Annotated in this window: 21 protein-coding genes and 2 pseudogenes; 13 read left to right on the plus strand and 10 right to left on the minus strand. The window is 63.2% G+C overall.

Annotated features, from left to right (window positions below; translation table 11 throughout):
- The first annotated feature begins 239 nt into the window (after positions 1 to 239).
- Genes NKJ64_RS29395 through NKJ64_RS29405 form a run of 3 tightly spaced genes read left to right on the plus strand, consistent with a single transcriptional unit; the run spans position 240 to position 3,431 of the window.
- Positions 240 to 1,109, plus strand: a complete 870-nt coding sequence (locus NKJ64_RS29395; RefSeq protein ID WP_023726098.1) for a carbohydrate ABC transporter permease — start codon at positions 240 to 242, stop codon at positions 1,107 to 1,109.
- A complete protein-coding gene (locus tag NKJ64_RS29400; protein WP_352463759.1) occupies positions 1,106 to 1,930 on the plus strand; it encodes a carbohydrate ABC transporter permease in 825 nt (274 codons plus the stop codon). The genes NKJ64_RS29395 and NKJ64_RS29400 overlap by 4 nt, the downstream gene beginning before the upstream one ends.
- 25 nt (positions 1,931 to 1,955) lie before the next feature.
- The gene (locus tag NKJ64_RS29405; protein WP_352463760.1) at positions 1,956 to 3,431 is read left to right on the plus strand and encodes a M81 family metallopeptidase; all 1,476 of its coding nucleotides are present in this window, start codon (positions 1,956 to 1,958) and stop codon (positions 3,429 to 3,431) included.
- A 160-nt stretch (positions 3,432 to 3,591) separates the two neighbouring features.
- Here NKJ64_RS29405 and NKJ64_RS29410 read toward each other — a convergent pair whose 3' ends face one another.
- The 6 genes from NKJ64_RS29410 to NKJ64_RS29435 form a co-directional block, all read right to left on the minus strand.
- Complete coding sequence (locus tag NKJ64_RS29410; RefSeq protein WP_352463761.1) at positions 3,592 to 5,646, minus strand: M3 family metallopeptidase; 2,055 nt, start codon at positions 5,644 to 5,646, stop codon at positions 3,592 to 3,594.
- A gap of 88 nt (positions 5,647 to 5,734) precedes the next feature.
- A complete protein-coding gene (locus NKJ64_RS29415) occupies positions 5,735 to 6,148 on the minus strand; it encodes a hypothetical protein (protein ID WP_023668612.1) in 414 nt (137 codons plus the stop codon).
- A gap of 67 nt (positions 6,149 to 6,215) precedes the next feature.
- Positions 6,216 to 6,860, minus strand: coding sequence for a carbonic anhydrase (locus NKJ64_RS29420; protein WP_023668613.1), 645 nt, complete (start codon positions 6,858 to 6,860; stop codon positions 6,216 to 6,218).
- 149 nt (positions 6,861 to 7,009) lie between these two features.
- Positions 7,010 to 7,774, minus strand: a complete 765-nt coding sequence (locus NKJ64_RS29425; protein WP_352463762.1) for a DUF429 domain-containing protein — start codon at positions 7,772 to 7,774, stop codon at positions 7,010 to 7,012.
- Complete coding sequence (pdxY, locus tag NKJ64_RS29430; protein WP_023668615.1) at positions 7,771 to 8,655, minus strand: pyridoxal kinase PdxY; 885 nt, start codon at positions 8,653 to 8,655, stop codon at positions 7,771 to 7,773. The genes NKJ64_RS29425 and pdxY overlap by 4 nt, the downstream gene beginning before the upstream one ends.
- A 126-nt stretch (positions 8,656 to 8,781) precedes the next feature.
- The gene (locus tag NKJ64_RS29435; RefSeq protein WP_352463763.1) at positions 8,782 to 9,039 is read right to left on the minus strand and encodes a hypothetical protein; all 258 of its coding nucleotides are present in this window, start codon (positions 9,037 to 9,039) and stop codon (positions 8,782 to 8,784) included.
- Between the two features lie 162 nt (positions 9,040 to 9,201).
- Here NKJ64_RS29435 and NKJ64_RS29440 point away from each other — a divergent pair, with 162 nt between their 5' ends.
- The 7 genes and pseudogenes from NKJ64_RS29440 to ppa all read left to right on the plus strand — a co-directional run bounded on the left by NKJ64_RS29440 (position 9,202) and on the right by ppa (position 14,219).
- Positions 9,202 to 9,834, plus strand: coding sequence for a LemA family protein (locus NKJ64_RS29440; RefSeq protein WP_023681434.1), 633 nt, complete (start codon positions 9,202 to 9,204; stop codon positions 9,832 to 9,834).
- A gap of 233 nt (positions 9,835 to 10,067) precedes the next feature.
- A complete protein-coding gene (locus tag NKJ64_RS29445; RefSeq protein ID WP_352463770.1) occupies positions 10,068 to 10,838 on the plus strand; it encodes a TPM domain-containing protein in 771 nt (256 codons plus the stop codon).
- 49 nt (positions 10,839 to 10,887) lie between these two features.
- Positions 10,888 to 11,343, plus strand: a pseudogene (locus NKJ64_RS29450) (TPM domain-containing protein); the annotation flags it as partial.
- 35 nt (positions 11,344 to 11,378) lie between these two features.
- Positions 11,379 to 12,242, plus strand: a complete 864-nt coding sequence (locus NKJ64_RS29455; protein ID WP_023827113.1) for a TPM domain-containing protein — start codon at positions 11,379 to 11,381, stop codon at positions 12,240 to 12,242.
- A gap of 6 nt (positions 12,243 to 12,248) precedes the next feature.
- Positions 12,249 to 12,887 (plus strand): TPM domain-containing protein, encoded by a 639-nt coding sequence (locus NKJ64_RS29460; protein WP_023668621.1) that lies wholly within the window; start codon positions 12,249 to 12,251, stop codon positions 12,885 to 12,887.
- A 168-nt stretch (positions 12,888 to 13,055) separates the two neighbouring features.
- On the plus strand, positions 13,056 to 13,562 hold the full coding sequence (locus NKJ64_RS29465) for a GNAT family N-acetyltransferase (RefSeq protein WP_023668622.1): 507 nt from the start codon (positions 13,056 to 13,058) through the stop codon (positions 13,560 to 13,562).
- 123 nt (positions 13,563 to 13,685) lie between these two features.
- A complete protein-coding gene (ppa, locus tag NKJ64_RS29470) occupies positions 13,686 to 14,219 on the plus strand; it encodes an inorganic diphosphatase (protein ID WP_023668623.1) in 534 nt (177 codons plus the stop codon).
- Positions 14,220 to 14,445: 226 nt separating this feature from the next.
- Here the strand turns inward: ppa and NKJ64_RS29475 are convergent, their stop codons facing one another.
- The 3 genes from NKJ64_RS29475 to NKJ64_RS29485 form a co-directional block, all read right to left on the minus strand.
- Positions 14,446 to 15,039 (minus strand): hypothetical protein, encoded by a 594-nt coding sequence (locus NKJ64_RS29475; RefSeq protein WP_352463764.1) that lies wholly within the window; start codon positions 15,037 to 15,039, stop codon positions 14,446 to 14,448.
- 26 nt (positions 15,040 to 15,065) lie between these two features.
- Positions 15,066 to 15,509, minus strand: coding sequence for a hypothetical protein (locus NKJ64_RS29480; RefSeq protein ID WP_023681428.1), 444 nt, complete (start codon positions 15,507 to 15,509; stop codon positions 15,066 to 15,068).
- Between the two features lie 76 nt (positions 15,510 to 15,585).
- Positions 15,586 to 16,203: a TetR/AcrR family transcriptional regulator gene (locus tag NKJ64_RS29485; protein WP_023681427.1), complete on the minus strand. Its 618-nt coding sequence runs from the start codon at positions 16,201 to 16,203 to the stop codon at positions 15,586 to 15,588.
- A gap of 73 nt (positions 16,204 to 16,276) precedes the next feature.
- Between NKJ64_RS29485 and NKJ64_RS29490 the strand changes: the two genes are divergently transcribed.
- A complete protein-coding gene (locus NKJ64_RS29490; protein ID WP_352463765.1) occupies positions 16,277 to 17,560 on the plus strand; it encodes an MFS transporter in 1,284 nt (427 codons plus the stop codon).
- A gap of 263 nt (positions 17,561 to 17,823) precedes the next feature.
- A pseudogene (locus NKJ64_RS29495) lies at positions 17,824 to 19,397 on the plus strand (alkaline phosphatase D family protein).
- A 47-nt stretch (positions 19,398 to 19,444) separates the two neighbouring features.
- Here NKJ64_RS29495 and NKJ64_RS29500 read toward each other — a convergent pair.
- The gene (locus NKJ64_RS29500) at positions 19,445 to 19,723 is read right to left on the minus strand and encodes a hypothetical protein (protein ID WP_352463766.1); all 279 of its coding nucleotides are present in this window, start codon (positions 19,721 to 19,723) and stop codon (positions 19,445 to 19,447) included.
- Between the two features lie 197 nt (positions 19,724 to 19,920).
- On the opposite strand from NKJ64_RS29500, the gene typA reads away from it, so the two are divergent.
- Complete coding sequence (gene typA / locus NKJ64_RS29505; RefSeq protein WP_023681424.1) at positions 19,921 to 21,750, plus strand: translational GTPase TypA; 1,830 nt, start codon at positions 19,921 to 19,923, stop codon at positions 21,748 to 21,750.
- Positions 21,751 to 21,795: the final 45 nt, after the last annotated feature.

Here is a 21,795-nt window from a genome sequence, read left to right on the forward strand (position 1 = left end):
AAATCCATTCGGTGCACCCCAACTCCTGCTAGCTTCGCTCGACACCTCTCCCCCGATCGACGGGGGAGAGGAAGGGCTCCCTTCCGCAACCGTTGCGGAGGATGGGCAGGCAGGTGAGGGGCAGCGCAAACGTCCGCAGGAGATTCAAACCCTGAAGCGCTGCCTTAGACCGATATGCGAGATTGATCCGAGCTGGCGCGCCAGCGCCACTTATGTCCAACACGGTACGAATCCGGCCGATGCAAAATCGTTACCTGCCCTATTTATTGACCTTGCCCAGCCTGTTTCTGGCCGCGGTCGTCATCTTCTGGCCGGTCTGGGACCTGATCCAGATATCGACGCATGATGTCAGCCGTTTTGGGCAGCTGCGCGACTTCAACGATTTCGCCAATTATTCCGCCTTCCTCGCCGATCCCGATTTCCTGGCGGCACTCTGGCGCACCGGCCTGTGGACCGTGCTGGTGGTCGGCGGCGCGCTGCTGTTGTCCGTCCCCGTGGCGATGATCCTCAACACCGATTTCTACGGCCGCGGCATTGCCCGCGTCATCATCATGCTGCCCTGGGCGGTGTCGCTGACGATGACGGCGGTGGTCTGGCGCTGGGCGCTCAACGGCGAAAGCGGGATGCTGAACTCGGCGCTGATCGGGCTTGGCCTGATCCATGAGAACATCCAGTGGCTGGCGCGCGCCGAGACGGCATTCCCGATGCAGGTGCTGATCGGCATATTGGTGACGGTACCGTTCACCACGACCATCTTCCTCGGCGGCCTGTCGTCGATCCCCGACGACCTCTACGAGGCGGCGGCCCTGGAGGGGGCGACGCCACTGCAGCAGTTTCGCGAGATCACCTTTCCGCTGCTGAAGCCGTTCATCAACATCGCCATCGTGCTCAACACCATCTACGTCTTCAATTCCTTCCCGATCATCTGGGTGATGACGCAGGGCGGGCCGGCCAACTCGACCGACATATTGGTCACCCATCTCTACAAGCTGGCCTTCCGCATCGGCAAACTGGGGGAAGCATCGGCAGTGTCGCTGCTGATGTTCGCCATCCTTTTGATCTTCACCATGATCTATGTGCGCCTCGCCATGCGGGAGCAACGCGCATGACGCCCAAGCTGAAGCGCACGATCACCGCCTGGCTGCTGCTTTCGCCGCTGCTCGTGGTGACGATCTTCCCCTTCGCGGTGATGTTTTTGACCGCGGTCAAGCCGCGGCAGGAGGTGCTGTCGCCGACCTGGTGGCCAAGCGAATTCCACTGGTCGAATTTTGCCGACATGTGGGTGGCGACCGGCTTTGGCCAGGCGCTGGCCAATTCGCTCTATGTCTCTGTTATCGCCACCGTCGGCGCCATCCTGATCTCTGTGCCGGCCGCCTATGCCATGTCGCGGTTTCGCTTTGCCGGCTACGGCGCCTTCCGCCAGTTCCTGCTGATCTCGCAGATGATCTCGCCGATCGTGCTGGTGCTCGGCCTGTTCCGGCTGATGGCGGCCTGGGGTCTGATCGAATCGACGACCGCGCTCGGCGTCATCTACATGGCTTTCAACGTCGCCTTCACCGTGTGGATGCTGCAAAGGTATTTCGACACCATCCCGCGCGATCTCGAGGAAGCAGCGTGGATGGAAGGCGCCGGCCGATGGCTGACCTTGCGAAAAGTGTTTCTGCCGCTTTGCCTGCCGGCAATCGCGGTCACCGCCATCTTCACCTTCATCAACGCATGGAATGAGTTCGTCGTCGCGCTCACAATGCTGCGCAGCCAGGAAAGTTACACGCTGCCGATCCAGGTGTTCTCGCTGGTCGCCGGCCGCTACACGATCGAATGGCACCATGTGATGGCGGCGACGCTGCTGGCGACGCTGCCGGTGGCGATCCTGTTCATCTGGCTGCAGCGCTACCTCGTCCGCGGGCTGGCGCTCGGGGCGGTCAAATAACGGCGCCATTCACAACGGAGCTTTCATGCGCATCTTCACCGCCTCGCTGGCGACCGAAACCAACACCTTCTCGCCGGTGCCAACCGACCGGGCGTCGTTCGAGATGGCGTTCTATGCCGGGCCGGGCAAGCATCCTGACACACCGACCTTGTGCTCCTCGCCGATGGTCGCCTTGCGCCGGCGCGCGGCTGCCGAAGGGCTGACCGTCGTCGAAGGCACCGCCACCTGGGCAGAGCCGGGAGGGCTGGTGCAGCGGCAGACCTATGAGGCGTTGCGCGACGAGATTCTCGGCCAGTTGAAGGCAGCCTTGCCGGTCGACGCCGTCATCCTCGGCCTGCACGGCGCCATGGTGGCGCAAGGCTATGACGATTGCGAAGGCGATCTGCTGGAACGGGTTCGCGCAATCGTCGGGCCGGATGTGGTGGTCGCGGTCGAGCTCGACCCGCACAGCCACCTGACGCCGAAGCGCGTGGCGGCATGCAATGTCATGGCCTATTTCCTCGAATTCCCGCACACCGACTTCTATGAGCGCGGCGAACATGTCGTCGAGCTTGGATTGGCGGCGGCGCGCGACGAGATCAAGCCGGTGATCTCGACCTTCGACTGCCGCATGATCCAGGTGCTGCCGACCAGCCGCGAGCCGATGCGCTCCTTCGTCGACCGCATCAAGGCGCTGCACGGCAAGGACGGCGTGCTGTCGGTCTCGGTCATCCACGGCTTCATGGCGGCGGACGTGCCGGAAATGGGCACGCGCATCCTGGTCGTGACCGACAATGACAAGGCCAAGGGCGATGCGCTGGCGGAGAGGCTCGGGCGCGAGCTTTACGCCATACGCGAAAGGACGGCGATGACGATGCTGAACACCGAGGATGGCATCGCGCGGGCACTGGCCGTGCGCAAGGGAAACCCCGGCAAGCCGGTTGTGATTGCCGACATCTGGGATAATCCCGGCGGTGGCGTCGCCGGCGACGGTACCGTTGTGCTGCGCGCCATGTTGGAACAGGGCGTTGACAATTTTGGCGTGGCGACGATCTGGGACCCGATCGCCGTCACATTTTGCCAGGCGGCAGGCGAAGGCGCCGTCATCGACCTGCGCTTCGGCGGCAAGGCCGGGCCGCTGGCCGGCGAACCGATCGATGCGCGCGTCAAGGTGTTGAAAGCCGTCCCCGAGGGCTGGCAGAGCTTCGGGCCAAGCCGGGTGACGCTCGGGCCGACGGCGCTGGTGCGGCTCGAAGGCACCGAAATCGACATCATCCTCAACACCAACCGCACGCAGACCTTCGAGCCGGATATTTTCTCCAACATCGGCGTCGATCCGTTGTCGAAGGACATATTGCTGATCAAGTCGACCAACCATTTCTACGCCGGCTTTGAACCGATCGCGGCGGAGATTATTTATGTCTCGGCGCCGAGTTCGTATCCGAGCAATCCGGCGGTGACGGATTACAAGAAGCTGACGCGGCCGGTGTGGCCACGGGTGGCTGACCCTTGGCGCTGGTGATCTCCCCGCTTGAGAGGGAGATGTCGCCAAAGGCGACAGAGGGGGTCCTCGCGCGTGAAGCGCCGACCTTCATCTGCCGCAGGAGGTCGAGCCCAGTCGGACCGACCCCCTCTGGCCGCTTTGCGGCCATCTCCCCCTCGAGGGGGGAGACAAGGCGGCACTATAGCAATCCCCGCTTCACCATCATCGCTTCCGGCGAAGGCATCTTGCCGCGGAACGCCGTGTACAGCTCCTCCGGATCCTTCGACCCGCCGGCGGCATAGATATTCTTCCGCAGCCGTTCCGCCAGCGCCGGGTTGAAGGGATCGCCAGTCTCCTCGAAGGCGGCGAAGGCGTCGGCGTCGAGCACTTCCGACCACATGTAGGAATAGTAGCCGGCTGAATAACCGTCGCCGGAGAAGATATGGCCGAAATGCGGGGTGCGATGACGCATGGCGATGGTGTCGGGCATATCAAGCTTTTCCAGCGTTTCGGCTTCGAAACGCAGCGGTTCCGCCGGCGCATCCGGCCGCGCGTGATACGCCATGTCGATCAGCGCCGACGCTGTGAACTCGACCGTGGCGAAACCGGCGCCGAACGTGCGGGCGGCCAGCATCTGTTTGAGCAGCGACTTCGGCATCGGCTTGCCGGTCTTAACATGCAGCGCATGCTTTTCCAGCACTGCGGGCACCGTTAGCCAGTGCTCGTAGAGCTGCGAAGGCAGTTCGACGAAATCGCGGGAAACCGAGGTGCCCGCCACCGACGGCCAGGTGACGTCGGTCAGCATGCCGTGCAAAGCATGGCCGAATTCGTGGAACAGGGTCTTGGCCTCATCGACCGACAGCAGCGCCGCTTCCCCCGCCGGCGGCTTGGCGAAGTTCATGATGTTGTAGATCACCGGCTTTGAGCCATCCCCAAGCTTGTAGCCAGACTTCAGCGCGCTCATCCAGGCGCCAGAACGCTTCGAGGATCGGGCGAAATAGTCGGCGAGGAACAGGCCGCGCTCGCTGCCATCGGCGTTCTTCACCACGAAGACGCGCGCGTCGGGATGCCAGGCGGCGATGCCCTTCTTCTCCTCGAAAGTGATGCCGAACAGTTTTGTGGCGACGTCGAAGCAGGCGTCGATGACCCGGTCGAGTTGCAGATAGGGTTTCAGTTCCGCCTCGTCGAAGTCGAATTTTTCGGCGCGCAATTTCTCCTGGTAGAAGCGCCAGTCCCAGGCGGCGAATTTTTCGTTGCTGCCTGCCTTGGTCGCCAGCCGCTCCAGCTCCTTCTGGTCGGCGGCGGCCTTCTCCAGCGCTTTCTCCCAGACCGGGTCGAGGAGGTCGTGCACCGCCTTCGGCGTCTTGGCCATGGTGTCGTCGAGCTTCAGCGCGGCGAACGAGGCATAGCCGAGCAGCCTGGCCTTTTCGGCGCGCAATTTCAGCATGTCGCGCACCACTGCGGTGTTGTCGCTGGCGCCGCCATTCTGGCCGCGCATGGTGAAGGCGCGGAAAGCGGTCTCGCGCAGATCGCGGCGTTCAGAAAAGGTCGTGAACGGCTCATAGATCGAGCGCGACAAGGTGACGGCGTAGCGGCCCTTCTGGCCGCGCGTCTCAGCGGCTTCGGCCATCGAACTCTTCACGAAGTCCGGCAGGCCCGCAAGATCAGCCTCGTCGAGGAAAAGCGCCCAGTCGCGCTCGTCGGCCAGCACGTTCTGGCCGAAGGTCGTGCCGAGCGAGGACAGCTCCTCGCTGATGTTGGCCAGCCGCTTCTTGCCGTCGGCGTTGAGTTTTGCGCCCGATCGCACAAAGCCTTTCCAGGTCTTCTCCAGCACCCGCAGCGTCTCGACGTCGAGTTTTAGCGTCTCCCGGCGCTGGTAGAGGTCGTCGATGCGGGCAAACAGTTTCTCGTTCATCGAGATCGCCGAGAAATGCCGCGACATCTTCGGCGAGATCTCACGCTCCAGCGCCTGGATCGCATCGTTGGTGTGGGCGCCGGCCCGGCACCAGAAGATCGACGAGACATGGTCGAGCGGCTCACCGGCGAGCTCGAGGGCTGCCAGCGTATTCTCGATGGTCGGCGCATCCTTGTTGCCGGCGATCGCGTCGATTTCGGCCTCATGTGCCTTCAGCGCCGCGTCGAACACCGAGGAGAAATCGTCGTCGCCGATGCTGGCAAAATCCGGCAGGCCGAGCGGCCCTTGCCATTTGGTCAGCGGATGGGCGGCGAGATCGACGGTTTTCGTGGACGGCATGGGGGATCTTTCGATGATTGGCGGAGCTTGCTGACCGATGTAGGGCGATGACTGGCGCGGCGCAACAGCGCGGCCGTTCAAGCCCGCGTCAGAAGCCGTCGCAATTTTCCGCGATCGCCGCTTGCGAACTGGCGGTGATGCGGTTGCCGGTGACGGCGAACGTTTCCTGCATCAGCATGTCATTGTTGGGGAAATCATAGCAGGCGATGACAGTGGTGACGCCGGCCTCGCTCTTTTCGACGCGATGCCGGATTGCGGCGCCGGCGACCGCGCCCTTCCATTCGTCGATCGACGCGATGAACTCCTGCTTCGACTGCACGACGCCGAGATCGTCGAGCTTGATGCGGACATCGTCGGCGAGCAGGTCCGACAATTCGGTGCGATCGGCGACCAGCAGCGCCGAATACCAGCGGTCGATAATGGCGCCGTCATCGGAGCGGGCAGGGACGAGCGAAATCAGCAGTGCCGCTACGGCGAAAGCGATCGCACGCCAAACCCGCATTCTTCCCTCCTCTTATTTGACCATGCCCTTATCCGAAAACCGGTTCCCACTTTTCGGGATCATGGGTCTACGTCAAATCCGGCCGCTCGAAGTCGCCAGTGTCCTTGTTCATCACCCAGAGCTCGCCTGTAGAGATGTCGAACCAGGCGCCATGCAGCGACAGCCGCCCCTTGCCTTCGAGGATGGAGACGCAAGGGAAAGTCCTGAGATTGGCGATCGAATAGCGGATGGAAATCCGCTCCAGCGCCGTCTGCCGTTCGGTTGTCGTCATGAACGTGCTGGACGAAACGGTTTCGGCCGCCGGCGCGATCAGGCTCATCCATTTGCCGATGAAGTCGCCGGGCGACAGCGGCGCCGAATTGGTGTCGAGCGCGGCGCGGATGCCGCCGCAGCGGCCATGGCCCATCACTACGATGTTTTTCACCTTCAGGCTCTGCACGGCGAATTCGAGCGCGGCCGAGGTCGAGTGGAACTCGCCGTCCGGCGCATAGGGCGGCACCAGATTGCCGACATTGCGCAGGACGAACAGTTCGCCCGGACCGGCGTCGAAGATCGCCTCGGGGGCAGAGCGGGAATCGCAGCAGGCAACGATCATGGTTTCGGGCGCCTGCCCTTCGCGGGCGAGCTCGCGATAGCGTCCGCTCTCGGTGAGATAGCGGCCATTCATGAAGTTGCGGTAGCCGGTCCAAAGATGTTCGGGGAGATGGGGCATGGGCTAGGGATGAAGCCTTTCGGGGTTAGCGACGGCAGCTCATTTCAAGTTAGAAAGGCTCTAACGGCAAATGCCCGTCGCGGGCAATGCCGAATTGCGGATGGCTTCGTCGCAAATCGCCATGCCGCACGCATGGCTCGCCGCTTGCCTCACGCCCAGATCGCCAGGGGAATGCCCAAACGGTCGGCAAGCGGCGGGTCGGGAAACGGCTTTGCCTCGCCGCCGGCAATGCGTCCGGCAATCAGCATCATCGCTGCGGCGTCGAGGAAATCGTCGGCGGCAGCACCGCGTGGCGGCAGCTGGTCAAGGAAAGCTCTGGTATAGCCGTGCCGGCAGAGCAGTGCCTTGCGCTCTTCCATCCCGGCAGGATTGACTGCGCCCTTGATCTTCTTCGGCAGCGTCATCGGTTTTTCGCCGTTCAGCCGGCAGAAGGCCACTTCGGGGTGCGATTCGAAGACGCGGCGGCGCAGTTCCGGACGCATAATCAGCAGCGCGTCGATCTCGCGGATCTTGGCAAAGATGCCGAAGGCCTGGATCGAGACGCCGCGTGGCGGATCGGAGGTCGCCCTGGCCACCTCGCTGGCGCGCCGATGCGCCTCATACCAGGCCTCGACCGTGGTGAAGTCGCTGATGTCGGCGTAGAGGGCCGCGCGGGACGGGATAGAGAAGACGCTGGATTGCCGTGCTCCGAGCATTGGCCGTACCAAGGTCTCCGGCCCGCGCCCGCCTCTTTGCGAGACGTCCGGCAGGCCGATCGGCATGTCGACGGTCACTGTCGCATCGGCGGGCAAGGCGTCGAGCAGGGCCGCAAAGCTGGGAAAGACGCGGACTGACGGCGCGGCATCCAGATCGCGGCGGACGGCGATCCAGCCGGCCTTGCAGCCGTCAACGCCGACGACCACGGTCGAGGTCACGCCCGGCGGTCACGCCCCGGATGCGTGAGGTGGCGCAGCTGCACCATCGCCATCGGATGCGACAGGCTCTGGGCATCGGTTTCAAGCTGCAACTCGTCGCCGCCACGCTTGGCGGTTCGCGCCAGGATTTCGTAGACGGCGGCGGTGGTTGATTGCAGCGCCTTGATCGGCGGCTGCCCCGACAGGATGCGGGCGAGGTAGACGGCCGCAGTCAGGTCGCCGAGGCCATTCGGCGGCTTGTCGATGAGGCGGTGTTCGGCCAGCAGCGCCTGGGTGCCGTCAAGCAGCAGATTGCCGGTGCCGCCGGTCATCATCGACTGTGCCGACGTCACCAGCATTGTTGACGGTCCGGCATGGAGGGCGGCCGAGATCACCGATTTCAGATCGGGCAAAGGCGCGCCGGCCATCCACTCCAGCTCATAGCGGTTGGGGGTGGCGATGTCGGCGATCGGCATCAGCCGGTCGCGCATCGCGGCGGCCGTCGGCTCGGGCACATAGAGCCCGCCGGAATCGCCCATCACCGGATCGCATATATAGATCGCGTCCGGCGTCTTGGCCTTGACCGCCGCAACCAGCGAGGCGACGGCCTCGGCCTGGCCGGCCTCGCCGAGATAGCCCGACAGCACCGCGCCCACCTCGCCCAGCCAGGGCGCGCGCTCGAGATCGGCCATCAGCGCCTTGAACTGGTCGAGCGGCGGCACGATGCGCGTGGCGCGGCCATGGCCCGGATGCCAGGGCAGGATGACCGTCGGTACCGCCCACACCGGAAAGCCCAGCGTCTCCAGCGCAAACACGGCGGCGCGGTTACCGACCGAGCCGCGGGCGACATGGCTGGAAATGACGATGACCGCGCGCGGCGCGTCGGCTTTTTCGCTGTTCATGGAAAATCCTAGATACGGATAATTTTTCGTTGAATCGTCATCCTGATCTATCTCTTTGGTTGGAGCATGATCTCCGGACAAAACGGTTCCCGCTTGTCCGAGAAAACCGGTTCCCACTTTTCAGGATCATGCTCTAGCTGCCCGGGAGACGTAGTACACGAGCCAGATCAAAAGGCCGAGGGCGACGATGAGCCCAAGTGTGCGGCCGATGCGGGTGCCCCAGACCTCGATCGGATCGGATCGGTCGGCCTCGGCTGCGGTAACATGATCGCGGGCGCCTTTCGCTGCCCGTGACACCAGCGATGCGCCGCCAAGGCCGCCCTCGTTCGCCACGCGCTCGATAATGCGGCGCGATTCGCTGTCATCGTCGCGGCGTTCCGCCATGATCCTGTCCTGTTTGCCGGCAACCATATCGTGTTCGCGCGATCAATCACAGGGCCTCGCCGGCGCATGAATGCGCGCCAGGAATGCGCGCCAGCGGCAGACATTTTCTTGAGCGCGGATTGTGCTAATGCTTCCATGCAACTTCTGTCGAGGGACCTCACCATGTTTGCCCAGCGCCTTGCCTTCCCTTTCCGCAGTCTGCCGGCCGTGCTGATGATGGCCGTGGTGCTGCCTCTGCTCGCCGGCTGCGGCTTCAACACCATCCCGACGGCGGAGGAAAACGCCAAGGCGGCATGGAGCGAGGTGCTGAACCAGTATCAGCGTCGGTCCGACCTCATTCCCAATCTGGTCGAGACGGTGAAGGGCTATGCCTCGCATGAAAAGGACACGCTCGATGCGGTGGTCGAAGCGCGCGCCAAGGCGACGCAGATCACGGTGACGCCGGAAACGCTGAAGGACCCCGAAGCGCTCAAGAAGTTCCAGGATGCGCAATCAGGGCTGACCAGCGCGCTGTCGCGGCTGATCGCGGTGTCGGAGGCCTATCCCGACCTCAAGGCCAACCAGAATTTCCTGGCGCTGCAGGCGCAACTCGAAGGCACCGAGAACCGTATCGCCGTGGCGCGGCGCGACTACATCCTGGCGGTCAAGGATTACAATCTGACGCTGAGGACCTTTCCGTCGGTGCTATGGGCAACCTTCTGGTTCCGCAGCAACGAGCCCTTCGCCAACTTCACCGTCGAAGAAGACAAGATGCAGCCGCCGAAGGTCGATTTCGGCACGAAGCAGGGCGGGTGATGACGTCTGGGTGAGCTTGGCCTTTGCCAGCCTTGCGTTCCTTCACACCCCCCTCTGTCCTGCCGGACCCCTCAAGGGGGGAGATCAGGTGTCTTCTGTCCTTGCGCCAATTATCAGCGTTGCCGGCTGAGCGTCGGCAGCGAGATTGCCAATCTCCCCCCTCGAGGGGGAGATGTCCGGCAGGACAGAGGGGGACGCGAAGGAACGCCAACCTTGGTGTTCTTCTCGCCTTTCTGGCCGTCTTCCTGCCCCTCACCGCCTTCGCCGCCGACCTCCCCGCGCTGACCGGCCGCGTCGTCGACAATGCCGGGATCATCGATGCAGGCACCAAAGCCGCGCTCACCCAGAAACTCGCCGACTTCGAGACCAGAGGCTCCGACCAGATCGTCGTCGCAACCATCCCCAGCCTCGACGGCGAGGAGATTGAGCCTTACGCCAACCGGCTGTTCCGCTTCTGGAAGCTCGGCCAGGCCAAGGAAAACAACGGCGTGCTGCTGCTGGTGGCGCCGAACGACCGCAAGATGCGCATCGAGGTCGGCTATGGGCTGGAAGGCACGCTGACCGATTTGCACACCAAGCTGATCATCGAAAACGACATGGTGCCGGCGTTCCGCGCCGGCGATTTCTCCGGGGGCATTTCCAAGGCCGTCGACGACATGGTGATGGTGCTGGAAGGCAATCCGGAGGAATTGGAGGCGCGCGGCGAGCGCAACCAGAAGCCGCCCATCAATACCGACAATCTGTTCTTCGCCGTCTTCATCAGCATCTGGGCAATCATCTTCTTCGGCAGCATGGCCGCCTCCATCCTGCCGCCGATCTTCGGCCAAAAACTCGGTCCCGGCCGCTATCGCTGGCTCGGCATGACATTCGAGCCGCACAAGCGGTCATCCAGCGGCGGCTGGTCTTCGGGCGGGGGCGGCTGGTCGTCGGGTTCAAGCGGTGGTGGCGGCTTTTCCGGCGGCGGCGGTTCGTCCGGCGGCGGTGGCTCCTCGGGAAGCTGGTGAAGAGATGACCACACGCATCGCCAATCCCTGGCATGGCCGCTTCGCCACGATGACCGGCGCTGCCTTGCTGGTCTTGCTCGTCAGCGTCGCGGCGCTGGCAGCGGAGCTGCCCGCCCTCGCGGGACGCGTGGTAGACAATGCCGACATCATCGATGCCGCGACCGAGGCGGCGCTCACCCAAAGACTGGCCGATTTCGAGACCAAAGGCTCCGACCAGATCGTCGTCGCGACGGTTCCCAGCCTCGACGGCGAGGAGATCGAGCCTTACGCCACCCGGCTGTTCAACGCTTGGAAGCTCGGCCAGAAGGCCAAGAACAATGGCGTGCTTCTGCTGGTGGCCGTGAACGACCGCAAGATGCGCATCGAGGTCGGCTACGGGCTGGAAGCCACGCTCACCAACCAGCACGCCACACGGATCATTGAAGGCATGGTGCCGGCCTTCCGCGCCGGGGATTTCTCCGGCGGTATTTCCAAAGCGGTCGACGACATGATCATGGTGATTGAGGACAGTCATGGTGGTTGAGGGGAACTGGTGACGGCATGACAGTACGCGTCTTCAATCCGCCAAGACCTGGCCGCGCAGCCGCGACGATCGGCATCGCCCTGTTGACGATGCTCACCATGCTGTTTGTAGCCTTGGCGGCAGACCTGCCGGCACTCACCGGGCGGGTGGTCGACAATGCCGGTATTATCGACGCCGCGACCAAGGCGGCACTGACGCAGAAGCTCGCGGATTTCGAGACCAAAGGCTCCGACCAGATCGTCGTCGCCACGATCAACAGCCTCGACGGCGAGGAGATCGAACCCTACGCCAACCGGCTGTTCCGCTTTTGGAAACTCGGCCAGGCCGGCGAAAACAACGGCGTGCTTCTGCTGGTGGCCAAGAACGACCACAAGATGCGCATCGAGGTCGGCTACGGGCTGGAAGGCACGCTGACCGACCTGCACACCAAACTGATCATCGAAAACGACATGGTGCCGGCGTTCCGCGCCGGTGATTTCTCCGGCGGCATTTCCAAGGCCGTCGACGACATGGTCATGGTGCTGGAAGGCAACCCGGAAGAACTGGAGGCGCGCGGCAAGCGCAACCCGGCCGACCGCAGCACGCCCATCGATCCCGTCGTCGCGGTCTTCCTGATCCTGTGGGCGGCGATGTTCTTCGGCGGCCTGGCGATGGCCTTCCTGCCGCCGATCTTCGGCACCAAGCTGTCGCCGGGCGTGTATAAATGGCTGGGCATGACCTTTCGCTACGGCCAGGGGCCGAGCGGATCGTCCTCGGGCTCCAGCAGCTGGACAACAAGTTCGTCGTCGGGCAGCAGCTGGTCTTCGGGCTCAAGCAGCGGCGGCGGGTTTTCAGGCGGCGGCGGTTCGTCTGGCGGTGGCGGGTCTTCAGGGAGCTGGTGAGAGAAGATGGCAACACGACCGATCAGCCCACAGGACCATGAGCGCATCGCCACCGCGATCCGCGCGGCCGAGGCCAAAACCGACGGCGAGATCTACTGCGTCGTTGCGCATGCCAGCGACGGCTATTTCTTTCCCGCCGCCTTCATGGCGACATCAGGCATGCTGATTGCCAGCCTCGCCGTCGCTTATGGGCTGGAAGCCTGGTGGCTGTCCATCCGGCTGCCGCATTTCGTCATTGTCCAACTGCTGGCACTGGCCTCGGTGTTGGTGCTTTTGTGGGCGCTGCCCGGCTTGCGCATCCATCTGGTGCCGCGCCGGCAGCGTTATCAGGCGGCACATCACAATGCGCTCAGGCAGTTCCTCGCCCGCAATGTCCACCGCACCACGGCGCGCACCGGCGTGTTGGTCTTCGTGTCGATCGCCGAGCGTTATGCCGAAGTGGTCGCCGATTCGGGCATCGACAGCAAGGTCGGCCAGCATGTCTGGGACGGCGTGGTGCGCGATCTCCTGCAGCATGCCGGTGACGACCGGCTCGCCGACGGCTTCGTCAAGGCGATCGGGCAGGTCGGCGCGGTGCTGGCCGAGCATTTCCCGGTGACGTCGGGCGATGCCAATGAACTGGACGATCATCTCGTCGAGATCTGAAAAGCCAGCACGCGCTACCCGGACGGACGCCTGACCGCGCCGGCTGGGTGCGTTTTCCAGGCAGGCTTTGCCCATTGTCAGCAGTGTCGCGATCGGCTGTGAGAAAGCGGTCGGCGGGCTGACCTCGACTCTTGCAAATGGCCGATGCGGGTTTATGGTTAACAAATCATGAATACGCTGAGCATCGACATCAGGAAAGCCGAACCGCGCGACGCTGGCGCCATTGCGGACGTGCACCAGCAGGCTTGGGAGGGCGCCTATTCCGGCATCATCCCGCATCGCTCGCTGACCTCGATGATCAACCGCCGCGGCGCCGACTGGTGGGCCAACGCCATCCGCCGCGCCGCCACCGTTCTGGTGGTCGAGATCGGCGGCACCATCGCCGGCTATGCCACGATCGGCAAGAACCGCGCCCGCGAGCTGAAGCAACAGGGCGAAATCTACGAACTTTACCTGCGTCCGGAATATCAAGGCATCGGGCTCGGCAGCCGGCTGTTCAAGGCGGCGCGGGCGCGGCTTGCCGACCACGGGCTGAAGGGAATGGTGGTGTGGGCGCTGGAAGACAACCAGAACGCACTTTCCTTCTATGCCGGCGCGGGTGGCCGTGACGTCGCCGAAGGCGTCGAGATTTTCGAGCAGAGGGCGCTCAAGAAGGTCGCCTTCGTCTGGGAATGACCGGCCTCGGTTACAAATCATCATAAACCGTGCGCTTCCGTTAGCGCTTCGCACCAATCGCCGCATTGCACCATGCCGCGCCGCCCGCTATCGATCTTGGACATCGAGAGAGGGATTTAAGCCATGCGAATCGAAGCCATTGCCATCGGAAAGAACCCGCCCGAGGACATCAACGTCATCATCGAGGTGCCGATCGGCGGCGAGCCGATCAAGTACGAGATGGACAAGGAGGCCGGCACGCTGTTCGTCGACCGTTTCCTGCACACCTCGATGCGCTACCCCGGCAATTACGGTTTCGTGCCGCACACGCTCTCGGGCGACGGCGACCCGATCGACGTTCTGGTCTGCAACACGCGCGCCTTGGTGCCGGGATGCGTCATCAATGTGCGGCCGATCGGCGTGCTGGTGATGGAAGACAATGCCGGCCAGGACGAGAAGGTCATTGCCGTGCCGTCGCCGAAGCTGACGCTGCGCTACGAAAACGTCACCGAATACACGCAGCTGCCCGAGATCACCCGCGACCAGGTCCAGCACTTTTTCGAGCACTACAAGGATCTCGAGCCCGGCAAATGGGTCAAGATCGAAGGCTGGCACGATTCCAAATACGCCAAGAAGATGATCGTCGACGCGATCGCACGGGCGAAGGCGGCGAAGTAGCGCCGAGAGAGGCCTGCGTCTCGTTCAAGTAAGCGGCAAACGCCAGCGCGAGGCACCCCCCCTGGCCTGCCGGCCATCTCCCCCTCAAGGGGGGAGATCGGATGTCGCAACGGCTTTCGTCAATTTTCAGCGCCGAAAGAAAAGCGCCGCCAGCGAAGCTGCCAATCTCCCCCCTTGAGGGGGAGATGCCCGGCAGGGCAGAGAGGGGTGCCTTGCACCCACGTGGCTAGTTATCCACCCTGCCAAAAGCCGGGACGTTGCCGATGACGGTGTGCTTGTCCTTGCCACAGGCGAAACTCTTCGCCTTTTCGTCCGCCAGCTTGCGCGCCTGGTCGTTGGCCTGAGGGTTGCCGGTGGCGAGCACGAGGCCGATGGTGCAGCCGTCGCGGGCTTCCATCTGGGCGACCTTGGCGACGAGCAGCACTTCGGTCGGCTTGTTCTCGTCCTCGGGATTGCTGATCGAGCGGCGGTGGATGACGGCAAAGGGAACGGCAACGTCGCCCTTGGTCTCGATGCGCCATTCGACCCTGGCGCCGGACGAGTTGAAGCCGGAAAAGCTCTCCCAGACCGAGGTCATCTCGCCGCCGGGCGGAAACCCGTAGAACAGCGATTCACGCTCATCGTCATAGGCGATCAGCACGGGATAGCCGCGATAGCCGGAGCAGGCGAGTTCGGCCCAGTCGCCGTCACCTTCCTCGGCCTGCGCATAGGTGACGCAATCCTTTTGCGAGTCGAGGTCGGTGTAGACGCTGGATATTCCGTCGGCATGGGCGACCTGGCAGAGGCCGGCAAGGGCAAGCGAGAGCAGAAGAGCGCGCATGGCGAATAATCCCTGTGGTTATTTCGCTATCGGGCTCTGAGCCTCGCAAAAAAATATAGCGCGTACAAAGCGGAAAACGAAGCGGCTGCAACGAACGCCTGGTAGTCCATCCAGCAGATTGCGAGGAGTGACGCGCAGGCGGCAAGCAGGACGACGGGAACAAAAACATCCAGGTATAAAAATACCAAAGCGACTGCGCTTATCGACGCGATCAGAATGCGCGCCGTTTGGGTAATGCCGTGTGCCTTGCCGTCGAAATACATCCCAACATACATCGCAACCGATGCGACCAAAAACAGAAAAAGCACTCTGCGCAGAACGGCCTCCTTGACCCTGTGCTCGTTCAGGTCGAAGACCGTGGCAATATCCCTCTTTTCCTCGTGCGAGATCAACGCCAGGTCGCCCCGCTTCATGTAATTGATCCCGAACATTTTTTTGAGATCGTCCAAAATCGTCTGAGCAATGTTCAAGTCGTTACCTGCGATTCTGTTTTGATCGCTGACATGACGGCGATATTGCTTGCGGTTGGAATGGATCGCAAGAGGTCTATTTCTTCAAGCTCGCCTCGATCAGCAGGTCGGCGTTGCGGGCGACCGCTGCCGCCGGGCCGCCGAGGCCGAAGAGCTGGCCACTGATATAGGCGCCTTCGATCAACAGCAGCAGGCCGTCGCCGAGCGTCTCAGGGTCTTTAGCGCCCATCGCTGCGGCCATCGCGCGCAGGCGGTGGCGCAACTCCTGCTTGTTGGCCTCGCTGACGACGCGCGCCGGATGGCCATGTTCGGGATATTCCACCGCCGCGTTGGTCATGCCGCAGCCGCGATAGTCCGGCCTTTGCGTGCGCTTGCCGACGCGAGTCAGGAAAGCCCTGAGCTGTGCCCGCGGGTCGCCGGGATGGGCAGCCACGGCTTCGTCGAAACGCTCCCAATACTCACGGTCATATTGCCTGAGATAGGAAGCGGCGAGCTCGTCCTTGGAGGGAAAGCTGCGGTACAGGCTGGGCTTGGTGACGCCGGCGCGCTTGACGATCTCGTCGACGCCGATCGCCCGGATGCCGCGGCGGTAGAACAGGTCGTAGGCCACGTCGAGGATTTTCTTGGCAGCCTTGGGCGGTGCGGCTGCATGACCGTCCTTGATGGTCAGTTCAATATTTTTGTCCGTTGGCATGGTATGACTCGATTGACGTGTTACCGATCGGTACGTATACATGTCCTCACCCTGCAACGTACCGGTCAGTAACATGATAGCTCAATCCCGTCCCTTTGGCCAGCGCTACGCTTTCGTCGTGGTTGGCGTCATCTTCCTTTGCCTGTTGATCGCGGCCGGGCTTCGTTCCGCACCCTCGGTGATGATGCTGCCGTTGGATAAAAGCTTCGGCTGGGGGCGCGATACGGTTTCGATTGCCGCTGCGATCGGCATCTTCCTTTACGGCCTGACCGGGCCGTTTGCCGCCGCATTGATGGAGCGTATCGGCTTGCGCCGCACGCTGCTTGCCTCGCTTGTGATCATGTCGGGCTCGACCGCGCTCAGCCTACTGATGACCGAGCCCTGGCACCTGTTCCTCACCTGGGGCGTGTTTTCCGGCATCGGCTCCGGCGCGGTCGCCACCGTGCTCGGCGCCACCATCGTCAACCGCTGGTTCAAGACCAATCGCGGCTTGGTGATGGGGCTGATGTCGGCCTCCAGCGCCACCGGCCTGTTGGTGTTCCTGCCGCTGCTGGCATCGCTCGCCCAGTCGGGCGGCTGGCAGCCCGTCGCTATCGCCGTCTCGATCGCCACCGCCTGTCTTCTGCCGCTGGTCTGGCTGTTGGTTCCGGAGCGTCCCGCTTCGATCGGCATGGTGCGCTATGGCGCCGGGGCGGATGACGTGCCGCCGGTATCGCCGGCATCGCAAGGCAATTTCCTGGCGCATACGCTGAACACGCTACGCCGCGCTGCCCGCACCCGCGTCTTCTGGTATCTGTTCGCCACGTTCTTCATCTGCGGCTTCACCACCAACGGGCTGGTCGGCACGCATCTGATCTCCTTCTGCGGCGACATGGGCATCCCCGAGGTACAGGCCGCGGGCCTGCTGTCGCTTATGGGCATTTTCGACCTGATCGGGACGACGCTCTCGGGCTGGCTCACCGACCGTTTCGACCCGCGCAAGCTGCTCGGCGTCTACTACGGCATTCGCGGCCTGGCGCTGATCTATCTGCCCTATTCCGGCTTCTCGGCGACCAGCCTGATCATCTTCGCGGTGCTCTACGGTCTCGACTGGATCGCCACCGTGCCGCCGACGCTCAGGCTCGCCAACGAGGCCTTCGGTGACCGCAGCGGCCCGATCGTGTTCGGCTGGATCGTAGCCGGCCACCAAGTCGGCGCCGCCACCGCCGCCGCCTTCGGCGGCACCATGCGCGAATTGCAGGGCAATTACGAACTGGCCTTCCTGATCGCCGGCATGACGGCGATCGTGGCCGCGTGTCTGTCGCTGCTGATCAATACGAGCAAGCCGGCTTTCGATCCGGAGCCGCAAGCGGCGTAAGGCGCGGTACTAATCTCCCCCCTCAGGGGGGAGATGGCCGCGAAGCGGCCAGAGGGGGTCCGTGCGACCGGACTCAGCCTCTTGCGCATAGGAGGTCGGCGCTCCAAGCGAGGCGACCCCCTTCTGTCGCCTTCGGCGACATCTCCCCCCTCAAGGGCGGAGATCACCTGTCGATTGTTATCAAAGTTTCATCTTCCCGAGATGTGGCTGAAACATTGAAGCTGGAGCTTGCTGGCACCGTTCGAAGCCATCAGGAGACAGCCATGAACAAGATCTCGTTGACCCGCCGCGCTTTCGTCACCTCTGCCAGCGCCGCCGGTCTGCTCGGCGCATCGGGGCTCGCTTTGCCCTATTATTCGCGCGCCAGCCAGCGCCCGGCCTTCACCCATGGCGTCCAGTCCGGCGATGTCGATGCCTCGAGCGGCATGGTGTGGACGCGCACCGACCGGCCTTCGCGCGTCATGTTCGAAGTGTCGTCGACGGAAAACTTCGCCAATGCGACGCGGCTGGCGCCGCTCGATACCTCGCCGGCCAGCGACTTCACGGTCAAGCGCCTGCTTACCGACCTCGCCTCCGACCAGGATATCTTCTACCGGATGACTGCCGCCGACCTGTCGGATATCAACGCCGTTTCCGAACCGATCGTCGGCCGTTTCCGCACAGCACCCGCCTCGAAGCGCGACATAAAATTCGCCTGGTCGGGCGACACGGCCGGCCAGGGCTGGGGAATCGATGAGACCGGCATGAAAACCTACGCCACCATCGCCAGGCACACGCCGGATTTCTTCCTGCATTCCGGCGACACCATCTATGCCGATGGCGCCATGAAGGACGAGGTAGACCTGCCTGGCGGCGGCAAGTGGAAAAACGTCGTCCTGATCGACGGCAAGCGCAAGGTGGCCGAGACGCTGGATGAGTACCGCGACCAGTGGAAATACAACATGATGGACAAAAACGTTCTGGCCTTGAGCGCCATCTGCCCGACCTTCTACCAGTGGGACGATCACGAGGTGCTGAACAACTGGTCGGATTCGAAGAATCTCGGCGCCGACAGCCGCTACACCGAAAAATCCGTCCATGTGCTCGCGGCGCGTGCGGCGCGCGCCTTCCATGAGATGACGACGATCCGCTACGAGCCGTCCGAGCCCGGCCGCGTCTACCGCAAGATCGCGCATGGGCCGCTGCTCGACGTGTTCTTCCTCGACATGCGCTCCTATCGCGGCCCGAACGGCCCCGACATGCAGGAGGACATGACGCCGCAGTCACGCATGCTGGGCAACAGCAGACGAAATGGCTGAAGCGCGAGCTGACGAATTCCAGGGCGACCTGGAAGATCATTGCCGCCGACATGCCGCTCGGCCTCGTCGTCTGGGACGACGGCGCCAAGAAGGTCGGCGCGGAAGCCATCAGCAATGGCGACAATGGCCTGCCCAAAGGCCGCGAGCTCGAGATCGCCGACCTGTTGCGCTACATCAAGACTGCCGGCATCACCAACACGGTCTGGTTGACCGCCGATGTCCACTACACGGCGGCGCACTATTACAACCCCGACAAGGCGCGGTTCCAGGATTTCAATCCTTTCTGGGAATTCGTCTCGGGCCCGATCCACGCCGGTACCTTCGGTCCCAATGATTTCGACATGACCTTCGGCCCGGAGCTGAAATTCATCAAGGCGCCGACCACCGAACAGGGCCAGAACCTGCCACCCTCGGCCGGCCTGCAGTTCTTTGGCCTGGTGGGCATTTCAGGGGCGACAGAGCAGCTGACCGTGCGGCTGATGGATCGCGACGACATCGAGCTTTACAAGGTGACGCTCGATCCGGTGCGGTCGGCGTAAGCCTTTGGGTCGGTGCGAAGGATCGCTATGCCTGGAATGGGCAGCCGTCAGTCCGGGTAGCAAACCGTCGGAATCTTCGGCCACACCGCGCTGTCGCAGCCTGCAACCTGCTGCCTCTGCTTGAAAGAGGCGCTGACCGGGCCGGTGACCACGGGGTCGACGCCATCAGGGGCGTCGGCAAACATCTGCTCGGCCGTCCGGTCGGGCGACGAAGCCGGATTGGCTTCCTTCACCGTGGCGGCCGATTGAGCGGCATTGGCCGCCAGCACGGCAGCGAATGCGACCGAAGCGATGAGGGGCCAAAATCGGTTGAGTTTGTCGGTCATGAATTTCGAACTACCCGGGCCCAGAAAGGTTCCCGCCTTGGTTAACAAAACCATCTCACACCGAGATGCTTAAGATTTGATGAGTATTTGGTGGTGCGCCTCCTCTTTCGCAATTGCGAAAAACCCTGTATGAGCCGCGCAACCGAAAGAGGCGGCGCCTTCTGGCCTGCTGCCTGCAACGCTCCCGAGACCACAAAATGAAAATTCGTAATATCGCGATCATCGCGCACGTCGACCATGGAAAAACCACCCTCGTCGACCAATTGCTGCGGCAATCCGGTTCCTTCCGCGACAATCAGCGCGTCGCCGAGCGCGCCATGGATTCCAACGACCTCGAAAAGGAACGCGGCATCACCATCCTGGCCAAGGCGACCTCGGTCGACTGGAAGGACACCCGCATCAACATCGTCGACACGCCCGGCCACGCCGATTTCGGCGGTGAGGTCGAGCGCATCCTGTCGATGGTGGATTCGGCGATCGTGCTGGTCGACGCCGCCGAAGGCCCCATGCCGCAGACCAAGTTCGTCGTCGGCAAGGCGCTCAAGGTCGGCCTGAAGCCGATCGTCGTCATCAACAAGATCGACCGTCCGGACGCCCGCCACGTCGAAGTGGTCAACGAGGTGTTCGACCTGTTTGCAGCGCTTGACGCCACCGACGAGCAGCTCGACTTCCCGATCCTCTACGGTTCTGGCCGCGATGGCTGGGTCTCGGAAAATCCGGAAGGCCCGAAGGACCAGGGCCTGGCGCCGCTGTTCGACCTCGTCATCAAGCATGTGCCGGAGCCGACCGTTCATCCCGGCCCGTTCCGCATGATCGGCACCATCCTGGAAGCCAATCCATTCCTCGGCCGCATCATTACCGGCCGTATCGAGAGCGGCACGCTGAAGTCCAACCAGGCGGTCAAGGTGCTGCACCATGACGGCACCCAGATCGAAACCGGCCGCATCTCCAAGATCCTCGCTTTCCGTGGCCTCGAGCGCCAGCCGATCGAAGAGGCGCAGGCGGGTGACATCGTCGCCATTGCCGGCCTGTCCAAAGGCACCGTCGCCGACACGTTCTGCGACCTGGCGGTGACCGAGGCGTTGCATGCGCAACCGATCGATCCGCCGACCGTGACCATGTCTTTCCTGGTCAATGATTCGCCGCTCGCCGGCACTGAAGGCGACAAGGTGACCAGCCGCGTCATCCGCGACCGCCTGCTGCGCGAAGCCGAAGGCAATGTCGCGCTCAAGATCGAGGAATCGCCCGACAAGGATTCGTTCTTCGTTTCCGGCCGCGGCGAATTGCAGCTGGCCGTGCTGATCGAGACGATGCGCCGCGAAGGCTTTGAAATCGCCGTGTCGCGTCCGCGCGTCGTCATGCAGAAGGGCGAGAACGGTGAATTGCTGGAGCCGGTCGAGGAAGTCGTCATCGACGTCGACGAGGAGCACGCCGGCATCGTCGTGCAGAAGATGTCGGAGCGCAAGGCCGAGATGGTCGAGCTGCGGCCTTCGGGCGGCAACCGTCAGCGCATCGTCTTCCACGCGCCGACGCGCGGACTGATCGGCTACCAGTCGGAACTGTTGACCGACACGCGCGGCACCGCCGTGATGAACCGGCTGTTCCACGCCTACCAGCCCTACAAGGGCGAACTGCCGGGCCGCACCAACGGCGTGCTGATCTCCAACGAACAGGGCGAGGCAGTGGCCTATGCCATGTGGAACCTCGAAGACCGCGGCCCGATGGTGATCGACCCGGGCGTCAAGGTCTATCAGGGCATGATCATCGGCATCCATAGCCGTGACAACGACCTCGAAGTGAACGTGCTGAAGGGCAAGAAGCTGACCAACATCCGCGCCGCCGGCAAGGACGAGGCGGTGAAGCTGACGCCGCCGATCCGCATGACGCTGGAGCGCGCGCTGGCCTGGATCCAGGACGACGAGCTGGTCGAGGTGACGCCGAAGACCATCCGCCTGCGCAAGCTCTATCTCGACCCGAACGAGCGCAAGCGCTTCGAGAAGTCGGCCAAGGTTGTGGGCGCGGCGTAATCGTCTGATTGTCTAAGTTCGAGAGGGGCGAAGCACCGGTGCTTC

The organism is Mesorhizobium sp. M0062 (assembly GCF_040323125.1).
Classification (GTDB): Bacteria; Pseudomonadota; Alphaproteobacteria; order Rhizobiales; family Rhizobiaceae; genus Mesorhizobium.